Source organism: Deinococcus deserti VCD115 (assembly GCF_000020685.1).
GTDB lineage: Bacteria > Deinococcota > Deinococci > Deinococcales > Deinococcaceae > Deinococcus > Deinococcus deserti.
This window is the reverse complement of record NC_012526.1, coordinates 1,155,273-1,181,136: the sequence shown is the minus strand read 5'-3', so window position 1 is coordinate 1,181,136 and position 25,864 is coordinate 1,155,273. Positions and strand designations below refer to the sequence as shown.

Below are 25,864 nucleotides of genomic sequence, written 5' to 3'. Positions count from 1 at the left end.
CATGAACAGCGGCAATCTTGAGCATCCTTTCTGGTCTGGCTGCATCAGACTTCCGTGAGAAGCAGGGCTTAGTCTGGGCGCATGCGACGACTGCTGCCGCTGACTGCCGTGTCCGCCCTGACCTTCAGCGCGTGTACACCAACACAACCCATCGTGCAGGTCCCCACCGTGGACGTGCAGCAGGTCCGCCTGACTGGCCTGACGCTGCCAGGCGGGCTGGGCGGGGGCCCGGCCGTGGCCCACCTGACCATGAACCTGCAGGTCACCAATCCCAATCCGCTGCCCCTGCGGATGGCCAATCTGGCCGGTCAGCTGGTGATCGACGGTGCGCAGGTCGGCCAGGTGGAGTTCCCCAACGTAAATCTGCCGGCTCGCGGCACCGCACAGCAGGTCGCCAATATTGCGGTACCGGTCACGCTGAATACCGCTGCGTCATTCCTGAAAGTGGCGCGCGGTCAGCTGGTCACCTACCGGCTCGACGGTGGATTCAGCCTGAACCTTGGTCCACTGGGTGAACAGGCCTTCGGACCCTTCACCCTGGCGCAGGGCCAGTGGAAGCAGCCTCCCATCCTGCCGTTCTGATCCGGGCCCCGGTTCCGACGGTGGTCGGAACGCAGGAATCGCGAAGCGCTGCGCCGCGAACACCGCTTCAGGTTGCCGACGGGCACTCTCCCCCACCGTCGTCCCCGAACGTCACCAGCCCGTATGAGGCCGGGCAACGTAGTTCAGGAGACCAGACCGGGGCAGACCTCCTGAACCGCTACCCTGTTTACAATGGCAGACCACCGTTCTCCTGCGTCTCCGCTTGGTGAGGCCGCTTTTCAAGATCCGCAGCGGGCCTGGGCCTACCGGCCAGCTCTTCCCCTGGCAGGCGACCCGCATGGGCCACTCTCGGGACTGACGTTCAGCGTCAAGGATCTGTTTGGCGTTCCCGGCTGGCCCCTGGCGGCCAGTACCCGCGCGGCCGTTGCTGACCCGGGGCCTAGTGTGCTGGTGCAGCAGCTGCTGGCCCTGGGAGCCAGCGCCACCGGCAAGACGCACCTTCACGAGATTGCGCTGGGCATTACCGGCCTGAACGGGTACGGTGGCACCAGCCATCCATTCGAGCCTCAGCGTCTCCCGGGCGGCAGCAGCGGCGGCGCGGCCGTCAGCGTGGCGCTGAATCAGGTGGATTTCGCCCTGGGCACCGATACCGGGGGCAGCATTCGTGTGCCCGCGGCGTGGTGTGGGGTGGTGGGCTACAAACCGACCAAAGGCCACGCCGCCTGGAGCACCGAGGGCGTACTGCCGCTGTCATGGACGTGTGACCATGCCGGACCGCTCGCCCGTGACCTGGCCACGGTGGTCCGGGTTCACGAGGCACTGACGGGCGCGACGGTACAGCCTCAACGCTGGTCCGGGGTCCGGGTCGGGTTGTGGCTGCCTGAAGGCTGGGTAGCACCCGAGGTGCGCGACGCGGTGAAGGCCTATGCGGGCCGGCTTGAAGCCCAGGGCGCGGTTGTGGCTGCGGTTGAGCTTCCGGAGATGCTGGACGCCTACACACCCATCGTGCTCAGCGAGGCTGCGCAGGTGCACGCGGCTGCGCTGCAACAAGAAGACCCGGGCTTTCTGCCGTTCACCCTGGGGCTGCTGCGACAGGGGCAGGCCCTGAGCGAGGAAGCGGTCCATGAGGCCCATACGCGGCGTGCCGAGTACCGGGCCTATCTGGACAGTGTGCTGTCACGCCATGACGTGCTGCTGGCTCCGGTCGTTCCAGTGCCACCCCCATTGGCTGGCCAGGAGGAGATAGACCTGCCTGGCGGAACCACGGTGCTTCGCCGCGCCGTGCTGAGGCTCAACGTCCCGTTCAGTCTTCTCGGTGTTCCGGCACTGGCGGTCCCGACCGAACTGCCTTTTGCAGGAGCGCAGCTGGTGGCCGCCCGTGGAATGGACGACCGCCTGCTGGGCCTGGGTCTCGCGGCGCAGGAGTAAAGCTTAGCCTGGAGGCATGCGATCTCCGACCATGCGCCCCAGCCTGGCCTTTGCCTGCCTCGTCCTGCTGTCCCCTGCGCCGCTGGCTCAGGCCCAGCAGCCCCAGGTCCTGAAGTGGGGCACGCTGACCGTACAGGTCTCCCCCAGGGATGACGCGAGAAACACTGAGGCGGTCGCGGTGGTACGCAACGGCACCCGCACCGTCCTGAAAGTCACCGGCTGGAGCCTGACGGCAGAACTGCAGCCACTTCGGCCCGGCGGACGGCCTGAACTGGTCATCAGTGACTTCAGCGGAGGCGCGCATTGCTGCCAGACGGTATACCTGTTCACGCAGGACACCGGCCCGGTGCGCAATCTGGGCATTCTCGACGGCGGGAACTACGGGGCAACCTTCACGGACCTGAACCGAGATGGACTTAAGGAAATCCTGTTCGCGTCGGATGTCCTGGCCTACTACGACTGGTCCTATGCCGTGAGCCCCAGCCTGAACACGGTGCTGGGCTGGGACGGCGTGCGGCTGGCCGACCGGACCCGCGCCTACTCTTACGTCCCTGCTCAGGAGGGCGCGCGGAACCTCACCGACCTGAAAGCCATGCTGAAGCAGCCTCAACCGGACGTGCCGTTCCTCCGGGCACGCGTGGGCGGCTACTACGGCAACATGATCCTGGCCGGCAGGGGTCTCGAAGCCGAACAGGTGCTGACGCGTGAAATCTTTTCCCGGTCAGCCGCACTCAAACACTGGTTCGCGCAACACCGCAGTGGCCTGATCGATGCGACGTACGCGCAGCCAGAAGGACGCATTCGGGTGATGGAAGGCCAGCTTTACCCCATCCCACGGGACGACGAATAACAGTCGGCCTTCTTCAACAATGCCTCTACGGTGTCTGGCAGCCAAAGTCACCGTTCCAGGCGGAGAAAATACCAGCATCCTGAACACAGCTGAGGCAGACACCTTGGCGCATTCGAAGTCCCGCATCGGCAGTTGCAGGGGCCGCTCGCGTACACGCGCTAACTGTGGAGCTCTTCCCTTTTCGTACGTCACAGGCCCTGACCGGTTTTTCTGCAGCCAACTTGCTAGACTCCCCGCTGCTGGTCGCGTGCCCTTCCCCGGCTGCGCGCACCGTGAACAGGCCCCGGAATCCATCCGACCGGCTTGCAGGAGGAAGGCAGATGAAGGCAACAGTCATCACGTACGGCTGTCAGATGAATGAGTACGACACGCACCTGGTCGAGTCCCAGCTGGTTTCTCTGGGCGCCGATCTGGTGCAGGGTGTGGACGAGGCAGATTTCGTGCTGGTCAACACCTGCGCCGTGCGTGGCAAACCAGTGGACAAGGTCCGCAGTCTGCTGGGCACGCTGCGTAAGATCAAAGCCCAGCGGCCGCTGGTGGTTGGCATGATGGGCTGCCTCGCGCAGCTGGAAGAGGGCCAGCAGATGGCCCGCAAGTTCGAGGTCGATGTCCTGCTCGGGCCCGGCAGTCTGCTGGATATCGGTCAGGCGCTGGAAAGCAACGAGCGCTTCTGGGGTTTGCAGTTCAAGGACGAGCTGCACGAACACATCCCCCCGGCACCCACCGGTAAGCTTCAGGCGCACCTGACCATCATGCGGGGCTGCGACCACCACTGCACCTACTGCATCGTTCCGACCACGCGTGGCCCACAGGTCAGCCGCTCGCCTGACGACATCCTGCGCGAACTGGACCTGCAACTGGCGGCCGGTGTTCAGGAAGTGACGCTGCTGGGCCAGAACGTCAATGCCTACGGCGTGGATCAGGGCGCCCGGCTGGCCGGCTACCCCAGCTTTGCCGATCTTCTGCGGCTGGTGGGGCGCAGTGGTGTGCGCCGGATCAAGTTCACCACGTCGCACCCCATGAACTTCACCGAGGACGTGGCGGCGGCCATGGCCGAGACCCCGGCCGTGTGCGAGTTCGTGCATCTACCGGTGCAGAGCGGCTCCAACCACGTGCTGCGCCGCATGGCCCGCGAGTACACCCGTGAGAAGTACCTGCAGCACATCGCCGAGATCCGCCGGCACCTGCCGCACGCCGTCCTGGCGACCGACATCATCGTGGGCTTCCCGGGCGAGACCGAGGAAGATTTCCAGGACACCCTGAGTCTGTATGACGAGGTCGGCTATGACAGCGCGTACATGTTCATCTATTCACCGCGCCCCGGCACGCCCAGCTACAAGCACTTCGCAGATCTGCCGCGCGAACTGAAGACGGAGCGCCTGCAGCGTCTGATTGCCCGGCAGAAAGAGTGGAGTGCCCGCAAGAACGCCGAGAAGGTGGGCAGCGTGCAGGAAGTGCTGCTGCGCGGAGACGCCCATGACGCCGGTTTCCTGGAAGGCCATACCCGCGGCAACCATCCGACGGTGGTTCCCAAAGCGATCGGTGCCTCACAGGCGGGCGTTTACCCAGTGCGAATCGAGCACGCGACACCACACATGATGTACGGCCGCATTCTGGACGCGAGCGGTGAGCCGCTTCCTGAACAGCCAAGACTGAATCCAGAGGCCGCAGCAGTGACGAGCCCACTTCAGATGGCTTAAGGGTCCTGGCCCTAGCCTGGATTTTTCATGATTCGATTTGCACTCGGCTCATGGATGCTCAAGGAGAGGTCACTTTCGGGTCAGGTTCACGCCGCACAGTGAGAGGTATGAAAAAGTTTCTTCTGGCCGGTGTGGGCATGGCAGGGCTTCTCGCAGGATGCGGCACGAATGCAGTGAATCTTGTGGATCCTGTCCGTAATCTCCGTTTGCTCTCGTACCAAAGTGAATACACTTTGCCATCGGACTATGTAGATACCAAATCCGGAACTACTTACTCAAAAGGCTCTTCAGTTATATGCAATAACCTTAATACAGTATTGGAAGCCGTTGTTCGTTGGGATGGAATGGCAAATCGATTCGGCGTCCAACTAGAGGGCCGAGATACTGGCACAACCAAAGAAGTGTTCTCTAGAGCTTTTAACGATATCTATTCACCTGCCGAAGGCCTCGCACTCAATGTCAACGTGCCCCCCGCAATGGCTTCTCTATCTTTAAAAAATGGAACAGTCTCAGCGCAAAATATAAATGTCCGGCCTGTGGCGACTTTCACAGTACTTGGAGCAACATTCTTGAATGTCGTAGCTCAAAGCTCCAACGGAATGTTAAGTAACGAGGCTCAGAGTGTGCAGGCTATTCCTGTTGCAGACTGCACACTCTGAGTCGAAGATTTTCGCCATTTAATGAATGCCTCCATGGTTATAAAAAGGAGGCATTCTCTTCTTAGATTTACAGCACTTCGAACAGTCCTGCAGCACCCATCCCGCCGCCGACGCACATGGTGACGACCACGAGCTTGGCGCCGCGGCGCTTCCCTTCCAGCAGGGCGTGGCCGGTCAGGCGTGCGCCGCTCATTCCGTAAGGATGACCGATGCTGATGCTGCCACCGTTGACGTTGTACTTGTCCGGATCGATGCCCAGCCGGTCGCGGCAGTACAGAGCCTGCACGGCAAAAGCCTCGTTGAGCTCCCACAGGTCGATATCGTCCACGCTCAGGCCGTGACGCTTGAGCAGCTTCGGAGCCGCGAACACCGGGCCGATGCCCATTTCGTCCGGCTCGCAGCCGGCAACGGCAAAGCCGCGGAAGATCCCGAGGGGTTGCAGGCCCCGGTCACGGGCCATCTCGCCGTTCATGACCACCACAGCCGCGCCGCCGTCACTGAGCTGTGAGGCGTTGCCGGCGGTGATGACGCCGCCCTCGAACACCGGCTTGAGTTTGGCGAGGCCCTCGATGGTGGTGTCCGGCCGGTTGCCCTCGTCCTGGCTGCGGGTCACTTCCTCGTCGCTGATTTCGCCTGTGGCTTTGTTCTGAACTTTCATGCGGGCTGTGAACGGCACGATCTCGTGGTCGAATTTTCCGTCCCGCTGGGCGGCGGCCGTGCGCATCTGGGACTGGCAGGCGTACTGGTCCTGCTGCTCACGGCTGATCTGGTAGCGGCTGGCCACGATCTCGGCGGTTTCCAGCATGCTCATGTAGATGCTGGGCTTGTGCTCGGTAAGCCACTCGCCGCGCAGGCGGTATTTGTTGGCATGCTCGTTCTGGGTCAGGCTGATGCTTTCCAGACCCCCGGCCACAAACACGTCGCCCTGCCCCGCCATGACGTGGTTGGCGGCCAGGGCAATGGTGTTCAGGCCGCTGCTGCAGAAGCGGTTGACGGTGACGCCGCTGACCGTCACTGGAAGGCCGGCGCGCAGGGCAATCTGCCGGGCAATGTTGCTGCCGGTGGCACCCTCGGGGTTACCGGCGCCCATGATGATGTCCTCGACTTCCGCCGGGGCCACTCCCGCGCGCTGCAGGGCGTGGGTCACGACGTGCGCGCCGATGTCGCTGCCGTGCGTGTCGTTCAGGTAACCCCGGTAGGCCTTGCCGATCGGAGTGCGGGCGGTAGAAACGATAACAGCGTCATTCATGTGGATCCTCCAGATAACGATTGACAGGTGGTGTGTAAAAGAGCGGCAAGTTGAGCGGCGCTGCCCGCGCGGGTGTAGCCGTCCAGCACCTGCTGACGGGCTGAGGCTCCAACCTGGCGAGCCCGGTCAGGATGAGCTGCCAGAGCTTTCAGGGCGCGGGCCAGCAGGGCCGGTTGAGGCGGGACGAGCAAGCCGTCCACGCCGTCGCGCACCAGTTCGGCCTGGGCCGGGATCGGGGTGGTCACGACCGGAAGTCCGCTGCTCATGGCTTCGAGCGTCACCAGTGACTGGTTCTCCGCCAGGGTGGGCTGCAGCAGGGCGTCGGCGGCGCGGTACAACTCCGGCATGTCCCAGCGCCGCCCGAGGAACCGGACGTTGGACAGCCGCAGGCGCCGTGCCAGCGCCTGAGCCATGACGCCCATCCCAGCGTCCATGTCCCCGACGAACACGAAGTCGAGTTGCGGCGCGTGACGGGCGGCCCGGACGGCCGCAAGCTGGTTCTTCTCCAGGGTGAAGCGCCCCGGCACCAGCACCGTGAAGCGGGTGAACCCCAGGGACTCACGCAGGGAAGCACGCTCTTCACCCGTGGCAGGCCGGAACCGCTCCGGATCGGCGCCGTTGGTCATAGCCTGAGTGGCGCTGAGGCCCATGCTGCCCCGCAGGAACTCTGCGCCCCAGTGCGACACCGTGACCACGCCGTCCGCTGCCCGAAAGGCCCCGGCCTTGGTATGCCGGTAAATTTCGCGGTACAGCGCCCTGAGGGGTGGGGGGTAGTGATAGTCGAGCTGATCGTGGCTGACCACCAGACGCGGCGCCGCCAGTGCGGGCAACAAGGCCCGGTAGGTGGCGGGTTCCCACGCCTGCACCACCCTCAGGTCCGCGCTGCGGGTGAGTTCCGGAAGCAGGGCGGTGTCGGTGTACCGTCTCACCCTGACGGGCCCGCCTTCGAGTCCCGCGGCGAAACGGTCGAGGGTTTCGCGCTGAGGCAGGTACAGGGTGGGCTGCACCCCGTGCTCCGGCAGGAGGGGCAGCAGGTCCGAGAGCCAGACCTCGCTGCCCGCCACCCGGGGCGCATCGGTGAGGAAAGCGACCTCAAGCATGGACAGACCGGATTTCACGCATGAAGGCTGGCGCCGGAACCCGGCCAGCTTGTACGCCGCTGTTCAGGCCCGGCCCTTTTCCGCGTCGTACTGCGCAAAAGTCTTGCCTTCCTCGGCCAGCCGTCTGAGCAGCGGCGCCGGGGTCTGACCATATTTCTCCAGGTCCGCCACGACGTTCTGGAGGCCCATCTCGTCGGCGTACTGCATCGGGCCACCACGGTAGGCCGGGAAGCCGTACCCATAGATGTAAATGACGTCGATGTCCCCGGCGCGCTGGGCAATGCCTTCCTCCAGGATCTTGGCGCCCTCGTTGACCAGCGAGTACGCCAGCCGTTTGGTGCTTTCTTCCTGGGAGATTTCACGTGGGGTGATGCCCTTCTCGGCGCGGTAAGAGCTGATCAGCTCTTCCATCTCGTCGTTGGGGCGGGGTTTGCGCTGCTCGTCGTAGTCGTAGATGCCTGCACCCGTCTTCTGGCCCTTGCGGCCCCGTTCCACGATGCGGTCGAGCCAGCCGTCGGGCTTGGGTTCGCCGCGCACCTTGGCCTGGTGCTGACGGATGGCGTACCCGATGTCCAGCCCCGCCATGTCGCTCATCTGGAAAGGACCCATGGGCAGGCCCAGCGCGTTCATGCTGGCGTCCACGTCCTGCGGCGCCGCGCCTTCCTCGACGATCTTGCGGGCTTCGTCGCCGTAGCGGTGGATCATGCGGTTGCCGACGAAACCGTCGCACACCCCGACCACCACGCCGACCTTCCTGATCTTTTTGGCCAGCGCCATGCTGGTGGCCAGCACGCTGTCACTGGTCTTGTCGGCACGGACGATCTCCAGCAGTTTCATGACGTTGGCCGGACTGAAGAAGTGCAGGCCGATCACGCTTTCTGGTCGGCCAGTCACGCTGGCGATCTCGTTGACGTCCAGCGTGGAGGTGTTGGTCGCGAGGATGGCGCCGGGCTTGGCAATCGCGTCGAGTTTCGTGAAGATCTCCTTCTTCACGTCCATGTTCTCGAACACGGCTTCGATGATGATGTCGGCGTCCGCGAGGTCTTCCATGTTCAGGGTGGGCGTGAGCAGCGCCATGCGCTTTTCCACGTCCTCCATGGTCATGCGGCCCTTTTTGGCGGAGTTCTCGTAGTTGCGGCGGATGACACCCAGACCACGGTCCAGGGCTTCCTGCGCGGTTTCCACGATGGTGACCGGAATCCCGACGTTCAGGAAGTTCATGGCGATACCGCCGCCCATGGTGCCGGCGCCGATAATGCCGACCGAGCGGATGTCCAGGGTGGGCGTGTCCTTGCTCAGGCCGGGAATCTTGGCACTCTCGCGTTCGGCGAAGAAGATGTGCCGCAGCCCGCGCGACTGCGGGGAGTCCTTGGCCTGCATGAATTTCTCGGCTTCCGCTTCCCAGCCGGTCTGGAAGGGCTGGGTCGCGGCCATTTCCGCCAGATCGATAATCAAGGACGGCGACAGCTGACCGCGGTGGGTCTTCTTGATGCTTTCACGGGCCGCCGCGAACACCTCGGGGCTGCCTCCCTCCACACTGCGCTCGCTGATGCGGGGCAGCGGGCGGGCGTCGGCGTGGGCGCGGGCAAAGCGAACTGCGCCTTCAAGCAGGTCACCCTGGACGAGTTCATCTACCAGGCCAAGCTCGCGGGCCTCCGCCCCACGGATGGGATTGCCGGAAAGCATCATCTCCAGACCCTTGGCAGCGCCCACCACGCGCGGCAGGCGCTGGGTGCCGCCAGCGCCGGGCAGCACGCCCAGTTTCACTTCAGGCAGGCCCAGCTGGGCGTCCGGTACCGCCACGCGGTAGGTGCAGGCCAGCGCAAGTTCCAGGCCGCCGCCGAGGGCGGTGCCGTGAATGGCCGCGACGGTGGGTTTGGGGAAACGGTCGAGTTTTTCCACGGTGCCGCGCAGGTCGGGTGCCTGCTCGCGGGGCATGTTGAAGGTTTTGATGTCCGCCCCTGCCACAAAGGTACGTCCCGAGCCGATGATGACCACTGCGCGAACCGTGTCGTCCGCCTGGGCTGCGTCCAGACCGGCTTTGAGACCTTCAGGCACGCCTGGAGAAAAGGCGTTGACGGGTGGGTTGTTGATGCTGAGAACAAGAATATCGTCCTGACGGATCTGGTCCACAATGCTCATGTACGGGTTTCCTCCTGGGGGAACTCGGGTTGACCCCTTTTGTGGGGCGGTCTTCAATTCAGTGTGCTGGCGCCCATGCTTTCATGACCTTCCCGTCCGGTCAAATACGTTCACGTTCAGAGTGCACGTTCACGTTCACTTTGCGGGGAACACTCGGGTATGCTGCCCTCCATGACCACAACTATGCGAGGCATGCTGGTGGAGCGCCTGGGCGCCCCTGACGTGATGGAACTGCGCGACCTTCCCGTGCCCCAGCCGGGTCCCGGCGAGATCCGCATCAGGGTGGAAGCCGTGGGGATCAACTTCGCGGACGTGCTGGCCGTAGCGGGCGAGTACCTGACGCGCACGCGGGTGCCGTACACGCCGGGCATGGAGTTTGCCGGCATCGTGGACGTGCTGGGCGAAGGTGTCAGTGGCGTTCAGACCGGAGTGCGCGTGGCTGGCCTGGGCGGAACCGGCGCTCTGGCGGAGTATGCGGTGGTTCCGGCAGCCGGACTGATTCCGGTGCCCGAAAACCTGAGTGCCGCGCAGGCAGCGGCGTTCCCGGTGTCGTACTTCACGGCCTACCACGGGCTCAAGACCCTGGGATATGCCCAGCCGGGGCAGTGGGTGCTGGTCCAGGCGGCAGCAGGCGCACTGGGCACCGCCTCTATCCAGCTGGCCAAGGCGATGGACCTGAACGTGATTGCCATGGCGTCCACCGAGGAAAAGCTGGAGCTGGCCCGCACCCTGGGCGCCGACGTCACCCTGCTGCAGGACGACCCTGACCGGGTGCAAAAGGTCAAGGATGCCACGGGCGGACGCGGCGTGCCGCTGATCCTGGAAGTGGTGGGAGGCAAGAGATTCCAGGAGAGCCTCAAGATGGCTGCCCCCCGTGGGCGGGTCATCGTGATCGGCAATGCCAGCCGTGAACCCGCGCACCTGCAGCCCGGCGAACTGATGAAGCGCAACCTGACGGTCACCGGACTGTGGCTGACCAGCCTGATGAGCGACCAGGAAGCCACCCGTGAGGCCGCGCAGGAACTGGCAAAGCTGGTGGGCAGCGGTAAGGTCACGCCGCAGGTGGGACCAACCTACGCACTGGCCGACAGTGCCCGCGCCTTTCAGGACCTGATGGACCGCAAGACGACCGGAAAGGTGATTATCGAGCCGCAGCGCTGAAGTGTGCGGGCAAGGGAAGGGGGAGGTGGCCAGCGTGCCCCTCCCCCATTTCACCTGCTGACGAGTGCTTTTCTGGCCGATTACTGGGTAAACAGCCGCAGCAGGGGGCGCCACCAGGGAATGGCAGCGAGGCTGAGCAGCAAAGCCAGCGAGGTCCAGACCACCGCCGCGCGGTATTTGGCCTGATCGGTCGCGGCACGCTTGCTCAGGGCACTGGCCAGCGTGGCGAACACCGCCACCAGGACGCCCAGGCCCACGTGCTCCCAGCGGAAGCTCGGGCGCGGTGCGTCGGCAAAGGCCGGAATGCTCTGCATGCCCATGTAGGCAAACAGCAGCAGGCCCAGGATCAGTTGCAGGTGCACGCTTCCTGTGAACATCGCCACCGCTTTGCGCTCACCGGCAGTAAAGGGCCGCCTGCCCCCCAGGCCCGGCACGGTGCGCAGCAGCGCCAGGGCACCAAAGATCAGCACCAGCCAGCGGACGATGTTGTGCAGGGACAGCAGAACCACATAAAAGCCTTCCATGGGCACAGCCTACCGGAAGGTCAGAAACGTGAAGCCCGGACCGCTCAGAACACCACGGTCTTGTTGCCGTATACCAGCACACGGTCCTCCGCGTGGGCCTTGACGGCGCGGGCGAGCACCTGCCGCTCGACGTCACGGCCCAGGCGCATCAGCGTGTCGGGTGTTTCGCGGTGCGTAACTGGGACCACGTCCTGCGCGATGATCGGGCCAGCGTCGAGTTCCTCGGTCACGTAATGGCTGGTCGCGCCGATCAGCTTCACGCCGCGGTTAAAGGCAGCGCGGTACGGATTGGCGCCCACGAACGCCGGCAGGAAGCTGTGGTGAATGTTGATCACCGGGCGGCCAAAAGCCTGCAGGAACTCCCCCGACAGAATCTGCATGTAGCGGGCCAGGACAGCAAAGTCCACGCCCGCCTCGTGCATCAGGCGGATCTGCTCGGCTTCCGCTTCGGCCTTGTTGTCGCGGGTAACCGGCACGAGATGAAACGGTATGCCGAACATCTCCGCGTCGCGGCGCAGGTCCTCGTGGTTGCTGATCACCAGCGGAATCTCCACGTTCAGTTCGCCGCGCCGTTTGCGCCACAGCAGGTCCAGGAAGCAATGGTCATAGCGGCTGACCAGCACCGCCATGCGTTTGGGCCGGGTGGCGTAGCTGACCTGCCACGCCATGTTCAGCGGCTCGGCCACCACCCCCGCAAAGGCCCGCTCGAAGGAGTCGCGTGCCTGCGCCAGACCCTCCAGGTGAAACTCCATGCGCATGAAAAAGGTCCCACCCTCGGGGTCGGTACTGTGCTGGTCGCTGTGGATGATGTTCGCGCCGTGGTTATGCAGGAACTGCGATACGGCAGCCACGATCCCCTGCCGGTCGGGGCAGGTGATGGTCAGGGTCGCGGTGTTGGGAACGTCAGGAACAGCCGTCATACCCGGCGAGAATACTGCCCGCCCCTGGGTGCTAGCCTCCCATGGTGCAGACGAACAACGTGCAGACCAATACGGACGAGTCCGCCTTTTCCCTTCTCCTGCCCTACGATCCGGTGCGCCACGCCGCACTGCTGGCCGACTACTGCCTGATGGCCGCCCCTGGCGAGCGCCTGCTGGTGGCCGGCGGCCAGGCCGCCACGCCGCTGATCCGCGAGGTCACCCGCGCGCTGCTGTCTCGCGGTGCCCGGCCAGTGGTGCGCGTGGACTATCCGGGGCAGGATGACGACTTTGCTGAACTGGCCTCCGACGCCGTGCTGGACGCCGTACACGCCGCTGACGTGGCGGACGTGGAAGCGCTGGACGGCAGCCTCCGGGTGCTGACCCCGGAGCCCGGCCAGCCTGGAGACGCCGCGCGGCGCGCCCGCCTGATGGCCTCGCGCGCGCCGGTTGCGGCCGCCCGCGCCCGGAAAAAATGGAGCCTGACCCTGTTCCCCACCCTGCACGCCGCAGCGCAGGCCAACATGGGCCACGAAGCCTTCGGTGATTTCGTGATGCGCGCCATGTTCCTGGACCGCGCTGACCCGGTCGCGGCCTGGGGCGAGGTGCGGCAGATGCAGGCCCGGATTATCGACCGGCTGACCCGCGCTGACGTGGTGCGGATCGAGGCCCCCGGCACCGATCTGACCCTGCGCGTGGGCGGCCGGACCTGGGCCAACAGCGACGGCAGACGCAACATGCCCAGCGGCGAGGTGTTTACCGGGCCGCTGGAGGACAGCGCCGAGGGCGTTGTGACCTTTACCATTCCGGCGGCGTACCAGGGCCAGATGGTCCGGGGCGCCCGGCTGGTCTTCCGCGCGGGCGAGGTTATCGAAGCCAGCGCGGAGGAAGGCGAGGACGTGCTGCGCGCCGCCCTGGCGACCGATGCTGGCGCCCGACGGCTGGGTGAGCTGGGCATCGGCACCAACAGCGGCATTCAGATTCCCACCGGGAACATCCTGTTCGACGAGAAGATCGGCGGCACCGTACACCTGGCACTGGGCAAAAGCTACCCAGAAACCGGCGGCCTGAACGCAAGCGCCATCCACTGGGACCTGATAACGGACCTGCGCCAGGGCGGGCGCTTGAGCCTGGACGGCGAAGTGGTGCAGGAGAATGGAATCTTCCTGATTTAAGGGTTGGGGAGCAGGTACTGACGGCGCCTGGAATACCCAGTGCAGTCTGCCCTCAGACTCTGCCAGGGTTCAGTATCCGGCGCGCCTCTTTCAGTCCATTTTTCCCAGAACAAAGATCGAGAGGACAGGCTGCAAAACTATGGGCACCAGCAGCCGGAACTCAGGCTGCTGGTGCCTACGTGCAATCTGCCCTGTAAACCCCTACCCCACCACTTTCCGCACAGTGGCCGCCAGCTGAGGTGGATACAGCACCGCGAACTGCCCGCGCTGGTCAGCCCAGACACGAGCGAAGTCGGCGTAGCCCATGCTGACGTACCCCAGCAGCGGGTCCATCAGGTACACCTGCCCGGTGGGATCGTTGTAGCCGACCACCACGCGCCAGTGAGGAATGACCTTACCAGCATCCGTGATATGCGACTGCAGGGCGATGATCGGCAGGCCACTCTTGATGGCAGACTTCACGATGGATAGCGAGCCATTCGTGAACAGCCGCGCTTCCATTCCCACCTGGGGGGCAAATCTGACAATGGCCTCAGCAGTCATGTACGAGGTTTCAGACGGTCGGGTGCGGCGGCTCACGTCCGCCATGTTCATCTTCAGGCCGAAATAAGCCAGCACCTGCGTGATGCTGGCCGGCCCACACGCGTTGTAGGTCTGCCGAACCAAAGACATGCCGGAAAGCACATACCCCGGTACCGGGGCCGCGGCATGAGCCGTCCCAAGTATGAGAAAAATAAGGAGAACGAAAACACGCACCTGATCAGAATGACTTATAGGTCAACACAGGAACATGACCTGGCCCCCCACCCGTTTGCGAGATAGAACACAGTGATCTACGCGGATCCGTGTCAAAGGGAGTGGCTGAGGTTTTCCCAATAGCCATTAAATGTCCTGTAACAAAGGAAATTTAATGAGTATCAGTTGCCCATAACGGTGTTGAAAACAGCGCAAAATCTGTCTATACAAGTTGAGTTTAAGTGAAAAACTATACAGGGCGTACCACACGAGAAATCCATAAAGTTCTCCTATACCCCCCCCCAGGTCCTTAACGTTCATTAACCTACGACCGGAACCTGATCGCCTTTTAACCAAACCTCAATGAGGCTAAGGTGATTGAAACTAAAGGGGAGCTATGAACGCCGTCTTTTAACCCGGTCACCTGGGACGGCTGGAGCAGTGGTGAGACCGACCCCAGGAGGCGTTATGAAACGAACTCTCGGCGGTCTATTTTTGGCTCTCACCCTGGCAGCGTGTTCCCAGTCGGACACTCCATCCTCCGCCCCAGCACCTGAAGCTAAGGCCAGCACGCCTGAGGCGGCAGCCAGCAGCCCGGTCCTGAGGCGCCTGGACACTGTGACGCTCGTGAACGTGACCAACCATGTCGTCTCGGGCGGCAGGATATCCAGGACCCCAGGCCAGACGGGGAACCCCTCTTTTTACATGGCCGAGACCAGCAACGACAATCAGAACAACTGCAACTTCAACAACGGCCAGAAGGGGACGCTCACCCTGACCTCCAGTGACGTCAGCAAGATTCCGAATCCCCCAACCGTTGAGATCACTGGATGCGGAACGGCGAATCCCGTCACCATTCCCTATACCGTGGCCTCTGGCGCAACCGCTGGGGAGGTCACCCTGACGGCCACGGCGACAGGCGGGCATGCAGGCAGCACGAACACGCCTACCTCGTTCATTGTTGAGATCATCATTCCTAGTGGCACGGACACCAGCCCGCCCGTGATTGTGCCCACCGTCACTGGGACCCAAGGCCTCAATGACTGGTACACCTCGGATGTCCAGGTGGTCTGGAGCGTGACCGACGGGCAAAGCGCCATTACCACGCGCGAATGTCCCACCCCCCTGATCGAGACCGACACCAACGGCACCACGGTGACCTGCTCGGCCACCAGCGCCGGCGGGACCAGCACCAGGTCCGTGTTTATTAAGCGCGACGCCACGGCCCCGGTCATCAGCGACGCCAATATCGTCAACACCACCTGGCGCAAGACGAATCTGTCGGCCGCCTTTACGGCCAGTGACCCTACTTCCGGCCTGGCCACCAGCACGGATGACAGCTTTACCCTGGTGGCTTCGAGCGAGTCCGCGAGCGCTACCCAGCCGACCGTGGTCAGCAAGACCGTCAGAGATGCCGCCGGCAACGTGGCCACCCGGACCGTGTCCGCCCTGATCGACAAGACCGCCCCCAGCGTCAGCGGCAGCGATGTCACGGACCCCGCCTGGCACAAGGCCGACGTGGTCTCGCCCACCTTCACGATCACTGAGACCGGCTCTGGCCTGGTCGACGGCACTCCCTCGAGCTTTACCCTGACCGCCAAGGATGAGTCCACCCTGTCCGGGACTACCGTGGTCCCCACGACCGTGTCCAGGACCATCACCGACAAGGCGGGCAACGCCACCATCCGGACCTTCTCCGCCAAAATCGACCGGACCAGCCCCGTCATCAGCGGCAGTGACACCAGTGTCACGACCTGGACGAACAGCGCCAGCGTGAGCTCGGACCCGTTCACTGCTTCTGACCCTCTGTCTGGCCTGGCCGACGCAAGGCTGGCCAGCTTCACGCTCACCGCCACCGCGGAATCAGAAAGCGCCACGGCGCCGACGCTCGTGAGTCAGACGGTCACCGACGCCGCCGGAAACAGCGCCGTCCGGACCTTCTCGGCGCTGATCGACCGCACCGCTCCGACCATCACCGGCAGCCGCTCCCCCCTCGCCCCGCCCTCCGGCTGGAACAACGCCAATGTGACCGTCAGCTTCAGCTGCGACGGCACCCGGTCCGACGTGGCGAGCTGCACGACCAGCCAGACCGTAAGCACCGAAGGCGCCAACCAGAGCGTCACCGGCACCGTCACCGACCAGGCGGGGAACCGGGCCACCACGACCGTCACCGGCATCAGCATCGACAAGACCGCGCCGATGGTGGCCCTGGCACTGGCCGGCACAGCCGGGCTGAACGACTGGTACCGCAGCGCCGTGGAGGTCACCACCACCGGGACCGACACCGCGAGCGGCAGCGGCGGCGTGAACTGCAGCGCCAAGCAGACCCTCAGCGACGAGACAGGCAGCGCGGGCGTAACGGTCTCGGGAAGCTGCACCGACGCGGCTGGAAATACCGGCAGCGACAGCGAGACCGTGAAGATCGACCGCACCGCCCCGACCATCACCGGCAGCCGCACCCCGGCAGCCAACGCCCAGGGCTGGAACAACGACAATGTGGCCGTCAGCTTCACCTGCACCGACGCCCGCTCCGGCATGGGAAGCTGCCTGGGCAACAAGACCGTGACCACCGAAGGTGCTGACCAGAGCGTCACCGGCACCGCCACCGACAACGCCGGCAACTCGGCCACCGCCACGGTAGGCAGCATCAGCATCGACAAGACCGCGCCCGAGATCAGCGGCGCAGACGTGAACGACACCATCTGGCGCAAGACGCCCCTGTCGGTCTCCTTCACGGCCAACGACGACACCTCCGGCCTGGAGACCAGCACCGATGCCAGCTTCTCCCTGACGGCCACCGCCGATTCCACCCGGGTGAACGGCAACCCCGTCCCGACCACGGTCAGCCGGACAGTCAAGGACAAAGCAGGCAACACGGCCGTGCGCACCGTCAATGCACTGATCGATACCGCCAAGCCCACCATCAGCGGCAGCACCGACAGCCGAGCCAATGACAAAGGCTGGTACACCGCCGACGTGACCGTCAGCTTCCAGTGCGCCGACGCGCTCTCGGGTCTGAAGAGCTGCAGCGCCAGCCAGAAGCTCACCGAAGGCGCCGACCAGAGCGCCACCGGCACCGCCACCGACAACGCCGGCAACAACGAGACGGCCACGCTGAACGGCCTCAAGATCGACACCAGCAAGCCGACCATCGACTACACCCTGAGCAGCCCAGTGCCTGCGAGCGGCTGGTACACCAGCGACGTGACCGTCACTTTCACCTGCGCCGACAGCGTCTCGGGCGTGGCCTCCTGCCCGAAGGCCATCACGGTCAGCGCCGACGGCCCCACTGAGATCACCGGCAGCGTCACCGACCAGGCCGGGCACAGCGCCTCTATCACGCCCTTCACCATCCAGCTCGACAAGACCGCGCCCGCGATCAGCTACGTCCTGAGGGGGACGACCGGCAAGAACGGCTGGTACACCAGTGACGTCATCATCGACTACACCTGCACCGATGCTGCTTCTGGCGTCAACACCTGCCCGGCTGACACCACCTTGACCAGCAGCGCCGCGAGCCAGCTCCACACGGCCACCGACAAGGCTGGCAACTCCGGCAAGGTTACGGTCGAAGCCATCAACATCGACAAGATCGCGCCGGTCATCGACGGATCGAAGCTGCCCACGTCCATCCACGCCAGTAGCTTCACGGCAATCCCACTGCTCCCCCTCCTGAGCGCGACTGACAGCGGTGGATCCGGTCTGGCAGGATCAGGCGCGATCACTTGCAACCCCACAAACCTCGCGATCAATAACTTGTCCACCGAGACCAACAGCGTCTCCTGCACAGTGGAGGATCTGGCGGGCAATACCAGCAAGTTCGAGCAGAAAGTCCGGGTTTACATCGGCAACATCTGGAGCGGCACCCACAACTTCCTCTCGCCGCTCAAGAGTGACCCCAGTGACCTGAGCCTGGCCAAGTCCGGATCGACCGTGCCCCTGAAGTTCACGGCCCCTCAACTCGCCACCGGCCCTGCCGTGGGGCTGGCCAAGGAACTGACCATCAGCCGGGGCTTCAAAGCGCTGTCCATCACCGACAAGTCCTACGAGATTACCGACGTCACCCTGGCAAGCACCGCCGACTGGCGCTACGACGCCGCGTCCAACCACTACATCCACAACCTCAGCACCAAGGGCTTTGCCGCCGGTGAATACACCTACGAGGTCCGGTACAACGGAGTCCTCATCGCCCGGGGCGCCTTCAACGTCAAGCCCTGAACCTTCACTCCCAAAGAGGCCCGGTCAATCTGACCGGGCCTTCTTCTTGTTGGCGAAGTGATGCCAGCCTCGGTAGACCGCCGCCAGAGACACCCGGAGCAGAGCAAAAGCAAAGCTATCCCCTCTTCTGATCTCCTCACTCCCGGAGGACTCCATGAGACGGCGCTGGCCCCCGGCGGGCAGCACAGCAGGTGCTCAGCGGTACCGGCGCGCTCCCCGGGCGCGCCGAGACGCTGCCGGTCTACTGACTGGCCGCCGCGCCCGCGCTGCCGGGCGCGGATCCGGCCTTCGCGGCCCTGATCACCCGGCTGCAGCTGGTTGGCCTGACCCCGTCGGCCGCCTGCCGCGACCCGGCCGGCCACGTCCTGAATACGCAAGGAATCATCGCGGCCCCAGGAGGCTCGCGTCCCATCGCTAGCGCGAAGGGCAGGACACCCTGCAGTTGATCACCCAGGGGCCCCTCCTACGCGAAGGACGGCAGCACCTTCGGCAACCGTGAGGGCTTGCCGCCTGCCCGACAGCGAGGCCACTACCGCGAGTACACCATCAGGACCCCCAGCAAGCGCGACTGGGGAACACGGCGGATCGTGTGCTGAGCCGGCAACTGCAGGGCCGCCATAACCGTTGCATCATCGAAAAAGTCCGGGAAACCCGCCCTTCCCTCATGCCCTCACACCCGCGTTAAATCCTTAGGCAGCGGCAGGAACTCGATCTCGGGGTGCTGCTCAGCGGTGTATTCCAGGTCGTACTTGCTGCGGAACAGCATTACCGGGCGTCCCTGGTCGTCTTCCACGTGGCGGGCAAAGCGGGCCACATTGCTGGGGTCACCGGCCAGCCAGCGCACCAGCTGATAGCTGGTGACGTTCATTTCCACATCCACGCCGTATTCCTCGGCCAGTCGGGCCTGGAACACCTCGAACTGCAACGGTCCGACGGCGCCCAGGTACGGGTCACGCGCTCCATCCGTGGGGTAAAAGACCTGCACGACGCCTTCCTCGGCCAGCTGGGTCAGTCCTTTCATGAACGCCTTGCGTTTGCCCACGTCGCGCAGGGAAATGGTGGCGAAGGTTTCGGGCGTGAAGCGCGGGAAGCTGGGCAGGGTGACCTTGCCGTCCACGCTGATGACGTCACCAATCTGGAATACGCCCGGGTTGACCAGACCCACGATGTCGCCGGGGTAGGCTTCCTCCACCTTCTCGCGGTCCTGGGCGAACAGCGTGTGGGCTTGGGACAGGCGGAGTTTGCGGCCGGTGCGGGTGTGGGTGACGTCCATGCCGCGTTCGAAGTGGCCGCTCATGACGCGCATGTACGCGGTGCGGTCGCGGTGCTGCTTGCTCATGTTCGCCTGCAGCTTGAAGATGAAACCTGCAAAGGGAGCTTCGGGGGCACGTTCTCCCAGGTTGGTTTCGACTGGGCCGGGGGGTGGGGCGAGGTCCACGAAGTTGCTCAGGAAGTGCTCGATCCCGAAGTTGTTCATGGCGGAGCCGAAGAAGACCGGGGTGAGTTCGCCGTTCAGGAACGCCTCGGCGTCGAACTCGGCCATGGCGCCCTGAATCAGCTCGACATCTTCCTGCAGTTTGGCAGCAAGATCCGCGCCGACCAGTTCGATCAGCCGGGGGTCGTTCAGGCCTGCGGTCTGCATGGGCGCGCGGTGCTTGCCGCCGGAGGTGCGCTCGAAGGCCAGCACCTGACCCGTCTGCAGGTCGTACACGCCCTTGAAATCAGGTCCGTCCCCGATGGGCCAGGTCAGAGGTACTGCCGTGATTTTCAGGGTTTCTTCGACCTGCGCAATCAGCTCGAACGGGTCCTGGGCCGGACGGTCCATCTTGTTGACAAAGGTCAGGATGGGAATGCCGCGATTGCGGCACACCGCGAACAGCTTCTCGGTCTGGGCCTGCACGCCACGGGCGGCGTCGAGCACCATCAGGGCGCTGTCGGCGGCCGTCAGGGTGCGGTAGGTGTCCTCGCTGAAATCCTGGTGTCCGGGGGTATCGAGCAGGTTGATGTGCCGTCCGGCGTACTCGAAGGTCAGCGCGCTGCTGGAAATCGAAATTCCGCGCTGCTGCTCGATGCTCATCCAGTCGGACTTGGTGTGGCTGCGTCCTTCCTTGGCCGTCACCGATCCGGCTTCCTGAATGGCGCCTCCGTACAGCAGCAGCTTTTCGGTGATGGTGGTTTTCCCGGCATCCGGGTGGGAAATGATGGCAAAGGTGCGGCGCCGGGCGATCTCGCCGGGCAGGGCAGCCGGGTTGGTGTCGGGGGTGCTCATGAACTCTCCTGCGGGCCGGTTCTGCGGCCCGGTGATTACTGGATTTCCGGGAACAACACGGTTCTCGACTCGCGCTAGGGGGGCGTGAGGAGAACAGTCATGGCGTCATGATAGCGCGTGCTGCCAACTCCCTACCGTGCGGCGGACGCCTTCAGGGCTGGCACTGAGGGAAACGGCTGAAGGCGTTCAGCGCTGCGTCCAGCGTTCCAAGGCGCACATCGATCAGCGTCTGGGGATCACGGTTGTAGCCTCCGGCCATGACCACTGTGGTCGGCAGACCGGCGCGGGCGGCCCACAGCAGCACCCGGTGGTCGCGCGCGCGCACGCCTTCGGGGCTCAGGGCCAGTCGCCCCAGCTGGTCTCCGGCAAGCACGTCGGCCCCCGCGAGGTAGAACAGGAAATCCGGCCGGAACGCCGTGACCACCGGCGCCACCTGGGTCTCCAGCGCCTGCAGATAGGCCTGGTCGCCGGTGCCGTCCGGCAGGCCCACATCCAGTCCGCTGCGTTCCTTGCGAAAAGGGTAGTTGCTCTGGGCGTGCACGCTGACGGTCAATACGCGGGGCTCGGCGCGCAACATGCTGGCCGTGCCGTTGCCCTGGTGCACGTCCAGGTCAAGCACCAGAATGCGCCGCGCGTATCCGGCGTCCAGCAGCCAGCGGGCACTGATGACCACATCGTTCAGGAAGGAAAAGCCCTCGGCGCGGTCTGCAAAGGCGTGGTGGGTGCCGCCGCCCAGGTTGATTCCCAGGCCCCGTTGCAGGGCGTCACGGGTGGCGGCCAGGGTGGCGCCGCTGCTGCCCAGGCCACGCTGCACCACCGCCGGGGTCCAGGCGAAGCCCAGGGCACGTTCCTCGGAGCGGGTCACTTCCCCCTGACGCCAGCGGCGCAGATACTCAGGGTCATGCACCGCCTCGGCCAGGGCCCACGGCAGGTCCGGCGCGTCACACAGCGGCAGCCGGGCCTGAGCTCCTGAAAGCAGCAGCTCCAGAAACTCGCGGGGCAGAAACTGACGGCGGGGTGCGGGACCGGCGGTATACGCAGCGCGGCGAAACGCGGTAAATGCCCGGAAAGGGTGAGGAAACGCGCTCATGCCGCAGCAAGGCTACGCTGTAGGGCATGACGACAGTGCGACACACACCCGGTTCGCAGGAGCATGACGCCGGAGCACTTGGTGCGCTGGGGCTGACGGTCCCGGTGGTGCTGGCGCCCATGGCGGGCGGCGTGGGCACACCAGAACTGGTAGCGGCCGTTTCCGGGGCAGGCGGACTGGGGAGCCTGGGCGCCGCCTACCTGAGCCCGGCGCAGATTACCGGGGCCATGAAGGCTATTCGCCGCCTGACCATCCGGCCGTTCGCGGTGAACCTGTTCGCGCCGCAACCCGTGCCTGAAGTCGAAGCGGCCCAGATCGAGGCTGCCTGCGCGGAACTGCAACCGTTTCACGCGGCGCTGCAGCTTCCCCCGCCTGCCGTCCCCGCCCACCTTCAGGAAGACTTTGAGGCGCAGCTGGAAGCGGTCCTCGCCGAGCCTCCGGCGGTGTTTTCCTTCGCGTTTGGGCGGTTGGAGGCGCAGCACATCCGCGCCCTGCACGCCGCAGGAGTCCTGGTCGTCGGCACGGCGACCAGCGTTCAGGAGGCCCGCATGCTGGAAGCAGACGGGGTGGACGCCGTGGTGGCGCAGGGAGGCGCGGCCGGGGGCCACCGGGGAGGCTGGGAGCACGACGACCTGGCCGACACCCTGGAACTGACCCGCGGGGTGGCGGGCGCGGTCAGCCTCCCGGTGCTTGCCGCCGGGGGCCTGATGACGCGCGAGCACGTCAGGGACGCGCTGGCAGCCGGGGCGTCCCTGGCGCAATGCGGTACGGCGTTCCTGCTGGCCGACGAAGCCGGAACGTCGCCCCCCTACCGCGCGGCCCTACAGCAGGGCGGCGACACCGTGCTGACACGCGCCTTCTCGGGCCGCACGGCGCGTGGCCTGCGCAACGCATTCAGCGACCGCGTCGCCCATCCCCTCCCCTATCCGTACCAGAATGCCCTGACCCGGCCACTGCGCAGCGCCGGCGCGCAGGCCGGACAGGCGGATGTGCTGAGCCTGTGGGCCGGTGAGGGGTTTGCTCTCGCCCGGCAAGGGCCTGCAACGCAGGTGCTTGAAGCCCTGACTCCGGACCCCAGTGGAACTCCCGGATCGCCGGCTGGTCGATGAGGTCGGCCACCGCTCTCCTGACAGGTCCGGGAAAGCACCCGCTGCCACAGCTTCAGCAGGATCCCGGTCTTCACAAGTGACTGTTGCACTGCGCCCACTCCAGGCAGGCGATGAAGAGGCCGCAGTGCGCTGGGCCGCCGATCCGGTGTTCTGCCAGGCCGCTGACTGGACTGTCGGGTTGTCCCCAAGGGTGATCCGGCGTCATTGGGTAGCTCTGATCGCCTCGAAACAGGCAGACTTCCGGCGCTGGGATATCACTCTGGACGGGCGGCTGGTGGGCTATGTGGACCTGGCCAATCTGAAGGCAGCTTCCGAGGAAAGTACCTCTGAGGAACTGGTTTCCGGAGAACTGGGCGTGGTGCTGGGCGAGCGGAATTTGTGGGGACAGGGGGTGTCCCGGCGCGCCTGCAAACTGCTGCTGGAACAAGCCTGGGCAACGGGACTCCATACCGTCACGGCGGAAGTGCACGCGCCCAATGAGAGGTCGCACGCCCTGATGCGCCGGCTGGGCTTCCGGGAATGCAGAATGACTGAACCGCAGCTCTACCAGGGCGTGCCTGTCGCGATGGTTCAGTATGTGCTGAGACGTCCAGACGGCGAGTTGTGATTCCTAAGGCAGCACGGGGGCCCGCTGGCTCTCCGTATGAAGCATCACCTGCTCTGCCCCATGCAAGTGGGGGTCTTTGCGAAGGATTGCCCTATCAGCAGTCGGGAGACCAGCCGGTCAATGTGGCGCGCGCCGCATACCTGATTCTTGACCGCTCCTGCGCACGATGGACTCCCACCTTCCGGGTCGTGCCCTACAACGTGCAGGATGTGCAGCGCGAGTTTCTGTCCAGCGACATGCCGCACGCGCGCTGGCTGACTGCCGAATGGGGGCCAGATCAGTCTGAACCCGGCATGGCTTCCAGGCCATTCCTCTGATGCCTGTTACCCTGAGAGGCGATGAGCATTCACCTCAACGCCGAAAAGGGCCAGATTGCCGAAACCGTCCTCCTGCCGGGTGATCCCCTGCGCGCCAAGCACATCGCCGAAACCTTCCTTGAAGACGCTCAGCTGCACAACACGGTGCGGGGCATGCACGGCTACACCGGCACCTACAAGGGCCAGCGTGTCAGCGTGCAGGGCACCGGCATGGGGATTGCCAGCTGCATGATCTACGTCAATGAACTGATCACGGACTACGGCTGCAAGAACCTGATCCGGGTGGGCACTGCCGGCAGCTACCAGGAGGGCGTGCACGTGCGCGACCTGGTCCTGGCGCAGGCGGCCTGCACTGACAGCAACATCAACCGCATCCGTTTCGGTGAGCGTACCTTCGCGCCCATCGCGGACTTCCAGCTTCTGCTGCGCGCCTATCAGATTGCCCAGGAACGCGGCTTCACCACCCACGTCGGGAACATCATGAGCAGCGATACCTTCTACACCGATGACCGCACCGAGTTCAAACGGTGGGCCGACTTCGGTGTGCTGGCCGTCGAGATGGAAGCTGCCGGGCTGTACACCCTGGCCGCCAAGTACGGCGTGCGGGCCCTGACGATCCTGACCATCAGCGACCATCTGGTCACGCACGAGGTCACCACCGCCGAGGAGCGTCAGCTGACCTTCAACGGCATGATCGAAGTGGCGCTTGACGCCGCACTCGGTTTGTAACAGCCAAAGCAGCAAAGAGGTGACTGGGATATATGCCCAGTCACCTCATTTACTGTCCGTTGGATTCGCCGACCCTTCAGGCTTTTCGCTGCAACCGCGCAATATAGAAGCCGTCCACACCGTCAAGCGGCAGGGTCAGCACTCCGGGTCCGGCAGCAACATGCGGCACCTCCAGGCCCGGGACGGCGTCCGCCGTGAAGTCCGGATGGTTGGCAAGGAACTCTGCGACCACCTGTGGACCTTCCTGCGGCGTCACCGAGCACACCGAGTAGACCAGGGTGCCGCCCGGCTCGACGAGGGCAGCAGCGTGGGGCAGCATCCGGGCCTGCAGGTCAGCCATGGCCTCAACGGCCTGCGGGGTCAGGCGCAGCTTGATTTCGGGGTGGCTGCGCAGGGTACCGCTGCCCGTACATGGAGCGTCCAGAAGCACCCGTGGAGCGGCAGGGGCGTCCAGAGGCAGGGTCAGGTCATGGGTCAGGAATTCGGCGCTCAGGCCCAGGCGGCTCAGGTTGGCGCGGGCCGCGTCGTGCTTGCGGGCCATCAGTTCCACACTGGTGACCTGCGCTCCACGGGCCGCGAGCATGGCGGCCTTCACGCCGGCGCCGCCTGCCAGATCAAGCACCCGCAGGCCCTCGACGTCACCCAGGGCGTCCACACAGGCGAGGCTGGCCGGGTTGATCGGTTGGGCCTGACCCTGACGGTAGGCCTCAGACTCGCGCAGCGGCCGGGCCAGTTCCACGCGTTCGGTGCCCTGCAACTCTCCCTTCAGACGGCTGCCCTCTGCTTCCAGGGCGGCTGCACCGGCCTCCGAAACACTCAGCCACAGGGGCTGAGGCTCCAGCAGGTCGGCCATCACGGCCGGAGCCTGCTCAGCGTAGGCCTGTTGATAGACCTGACGCAGCCACTCGGGCAGTTCACTGCTGTCAGCCTCCCCTTGTGGCAGTGCGATGCGCCGCAACACCGCATTGACGAGCCCCGGCGGGGCCAGCCGGGCGCCCCGGGCCAGATTCACGTACTCGCTGGCCACGGCGTGCGGGGGGGTACCCAGGTACAGCTTCTCAAAAGCCCCGGCCAGCAGCAGCGTCCGGACCTTAGGGTGGGTATCTTCACTCAGCAGCGGAGACAAGGCTGTGCTGAGGCTCAGGTGGTGGCGCAGAGTGCCGTACACGATATGGGTGGCCAGCCCCGAGTCACGGGCCGGCAGACGGGCACTGTGCAGCGCGGCGTCCAGTGCAGGAGCGGCAAAGGTATCCGCGTGCAGCACGCGCAACAATACGCGCACCGCCAGTTCGCGGGCAGGATTGTAAGGCGCCGGGCGGCGCGGCCGGGTGTCGGTCACTGG

General features: G+C 64.9%; 22 protein-coding genes. 13 read left to right on the top strand and 9 right to left on the bottom strand.

The features are described from left to right. The first annotated feature begins 81 nt into the window (after positions 1–81). The 5 genes from DEIDE_RS05560 (at position 82) to DEIDE_RS19000 (ending at position 5,180) form a co-directional block, all read left to right on the top strand. Positions 82–582, top strand: coding sequence for an LEA type 2 family protein (locus DEIDE_RS05560; protein ID WP_012692973.1), 501 nt, complete (start codon positions 82–84; stop codon positions 580–582). 192 nt (positions 583–774) lie between these two features. Continuing rightward, a complete protein-coding gene (locus tag DEIDE_RS05555) occupies positions 775–1,971 on the top strand; it encodes an amidase (protein WP_012692972.1) in 1,197 nt (398 codons plus the stop codon). 16 nt (positions 1,972–1,987) lie between these two features. Next, positions 1,988–2,821 carry a hypothetical protein gene (locus tag DEIDE_RS05550; RefSeq protein WP_012692971.1) on the top strand — a complete coding sequence of 278 codons (834 nt, stop codon included), beginning with the start codon at positions 1,988–1,990 and terminating at the stop codon, positions 2,819–2,821. A 320-nt stretch (positions 2,822–3,141) separates the two neighbouring features. Then, positions 3,142–4,521 (top strand): tRNA (N6-isopentenyl adenosine(37)-C2)-methylthiotransferase MiaB, encoded by a 1,380-nt coding sequence (miaB, locus tag DEIDE_RS05545; protein ID WP_012692970.1) that lies wholly within the window; start codon positions 3,142–3,144, stop codon positions 4,519–4,521. Positions 4,522–4,628: 107 nt separating this feature from the next. Then, positions 4,629–5,180, top strand: coding sequence for a hypothetical protein (locus tag DEIDE_RS19000; protein WP_012692969.1), 552 nt, complete (start codon positions 4,629–4,631; stop codon positions 5,178–5,180). Positions 5,181–5,247: 67 nt separating this feature from the next. On the opposite strand, the gene DEIDE_RS05540 is transcribed toward DEIDE_RS19000, so the two are convergent. From DEIDE_RS05540 to DEIDE_RS05530, 3 genes are read right to left on the bottom strand one after another with little or no spacing between them, the layout of a single operon-like run. Beyond that, a complete protein-coding gene (locus DEIDE_RS05540) occupies positions 5,248–6,429 on the bottom strand; it encodes an acetyl-CoA C-acyltransferase (RefSeq protein ID WP_012692968.1) in 1,182 nt (393 codons plus the stop codon). Continuing rightward, a complete protein-coding gene (locus DEIDE_RS05535; RefSeq protein ID WP_242402960.1) occupies positions 6,426–7,547 on the bottom strand; it encodes a glycosyltransferase family 4 protein in 1,122 nt (373 codons plus the stop codon). Before DEIDE_RS05535 ends, DEIDE_RS05540 begins: the two co-directional genes overlap by 4 nt. A gap of 45 nt (positions 7,548–7,592) precedes the next feature. After that, positions 7,593–9,671 carry a 3-hydroxyacyl-CoA dehydrogenase NAD-binding domain-containing protein gene (locus DEIDE_RS05530; RefSeq protein ID WP_012692966.1) on the bottom strand — a complete coding sequence of 693 codons (2,079 nt, stop codon included), beginning with the start codon at positions 9,669–9,671 and terminating at the stop codon, positions 7,593–7,595. A gap of 171 nt (positions 9,672–9,842) precedes the next feature. On the opposite strand from DEIDE_RS05530, the gene DEIDE_RS05525 reads away from it, so the two are divergent. Then, positions 9,843–10,832 (top strand): NADPH:quinone oxidoreductase family protein, encoded by a 990-nt coding sequence (locus DEIDE_RS05525; RefSeq protein ID WP_041227441.1) that lies wholly within the window; start codon positions 9,843–9,845, stop codon positions 10,830–10,832. Between the two features lie 80 nt (positions 10,833–10,912). On the opposite strand, the gene DEIDE_RS05520 is transcribed toward DEIDE_RS05525, so the two are convergent. Continuing rightward, positions 10,913–11,356, bottom strand: coding sequence for a hypothetical protein (locus DEIDE_RS05520; RefSeq protein WP_012692964.1), 444 nt, complete (start codon positions 11,354–11,356; stop codon positions 10,913–10,915). A 44-nt stretch (positions 11,357–11,400) separates the two neighbouring features. Next, positions 11,401–12,276: a formyltetrahydrofolate deformylase gene (gene purU, locus DEIDE_RS05515; RefSeq protein ID WP_012692963.1), complete on the bottom strand. Its 876-nt coding sequence runs from the start codon at positions 12,274–12,276 to the stop codon at positions 11,401–11,403. 41 nt (positions 12,277–12,317) lie between these two features. On the opposite strand from purU, the gene DEIDE_RS05510 reads away from it, so the two are divergent. Then, positions 12,318–13,448 (top strand): aminopeptidase, encoded by a 1,131-nt coding sequence (locus tag DEIDE_RS05510; RefSeq protein ID WP_012692962.1) that lies wholly within the window; start codon positions 12,318–12,320, stop codon positions 13,446–13,448. A gap of 201 nt (positions 13,449–13,649) precedes the next feature. Here DEIDE_RS05510 and DEIDE_RS05505 read toward each other — a convergent pair whose 3' ends face one another. After that, positions 13,650–14,120 carry a C39 family peptidase gene (locus DEIDE_RS05505; protein ID WP_083764232.1) on the bottom strand — a complete coding sequence of 157 codons (471 nt, stop codon included), beginning with the start codon at positions 14,118–14,120 and terminating at the stop codon, positions 13,650–13,652. 531 nt (positions 14,121–14,651) lie between these two features. Between DEIDE_RS05505 and DEIDE_RS05500 the strand changes: the two genes are divergently transcribed. After that, complete coding sequence (locus DEIDE_RS05500) at positions 14,652–18,401, top strand: PxKF domain-containing protein (protein ID WP_012692960.1); 3,750 nt, start codon at positions 14,652–14,654, stop codon at positions 18,399–18,401. 503 nt (positions 18,402–18,904) lie between these two features. Next, positions 18,905–18,997: a ribonuclease domain-containing protein gene (locus DEIDE_RS19480; protein ID WP_083764231.1), complete on the top strand. Its 93-nt coding sequence runs from the start codon at positions 18,905–18,907 to the stop codon at positions 18,995–18,997. A 74-nt stretch (positions 18,998–19,071) separates the two neighbouring features. On the opposite strand, the gene DEIDE_RS05495 is transcribed toward DEIDE_RS19480, so the two are convergent. Continuing rightward, a complete protein-coding gene (locus DEIDE_RS05495; RefSeq protein ID WP_012692959.1) occupies positions 19,072–20,670 on the bottom strand; it encodes a peptide chain release factor 3 in 1,599 nt (532 codons plus the stop codon). 151 nt (positions 20,671–20,821) lie between these two features. Continuing rightward, a complete protein-coding gene (locus DEIDE_RS05490; protein WP_012692958.1) occupies positions 20,822–21,760 on the bottom strand; it encodes a histone deacetylase family protein in 939 nt (312 codons plus the stop codon). A gap of 26 nt (positions 21,761–21,786) precedes the next feature. On the opposite strand from DEIDE_RS05490, the gene DEIDE_RS05485 reads away from it, so the two are divergent. From DEIDE_RS05485 to deoD, 4 genes are all read left to right on the top strand, one after another. Next, positions 21,787–22,869 carry an NAD(P)H-dependent flavin oxidoreductase gene (locus DEIDE_RS05485; RefSeq protein WP_012692957.1) on the top strand — a complete coding sequence of 361 codons (1,083 nt, stop codon included), beginning with the start codon at positions 21,787–21,789 and terminating at the stop codon, positions 22,867–22,869. Positions 22,870–22,945: 76 nt separating this feature from the next. Beyond that, positions 22,946–23,476, top strand: a complete 531-nt coding sequence (locus DEIDE_RS05480; RefSeq protein ID WP_012692956.1) for a GNAT family N-acetyltransferase — start codon at positions 22,946–22,948, stop codon at positions 23,474–23,476. 86 nt (positions 23,477–23,562) lie between these two features. Continuing rightward, a complete protein-coding gene (locus tag DEIDE_RS05475; RefSeq protein WP_012692955.1) occupies positions 23,563–23,793 on the top strand; it encodes a hypothetical protein in 231 nt (76 codons plus the stop codon). Between the two features lie 21 nt (positions 23,794–23,814). After that, complete coding sequence (gene deoD, locus DEIDE_RS05470) at positions 23,815–24,522, top strand: purine-nucleoside phosphorylase (protein WP_012692954.1); 708 nt, start codon at positions 23,815–23,817, stop codon at positions 24,520–24,522. A gap of 76 nt (positions 24,523–24,598) precedes the next feature. Here the strand turns inward: deoD and DEIDE_RS05465 are convergent, their stop codons facing one another. Next, on the bottom strand, positions 24,599–25,861 hold the full coding sequence (locus DEIDE_RS05465) for an RsmB/NOP family class I SAM-dependent RNA methyltransferase (protein ID WP_012692953.1): 1,263 nt from the start codon (positions 25,859–25,861) through the stop codon (positions 24,599–24,601). Positions 25,862–25,864: the final 3 nt, after the last annotated feature.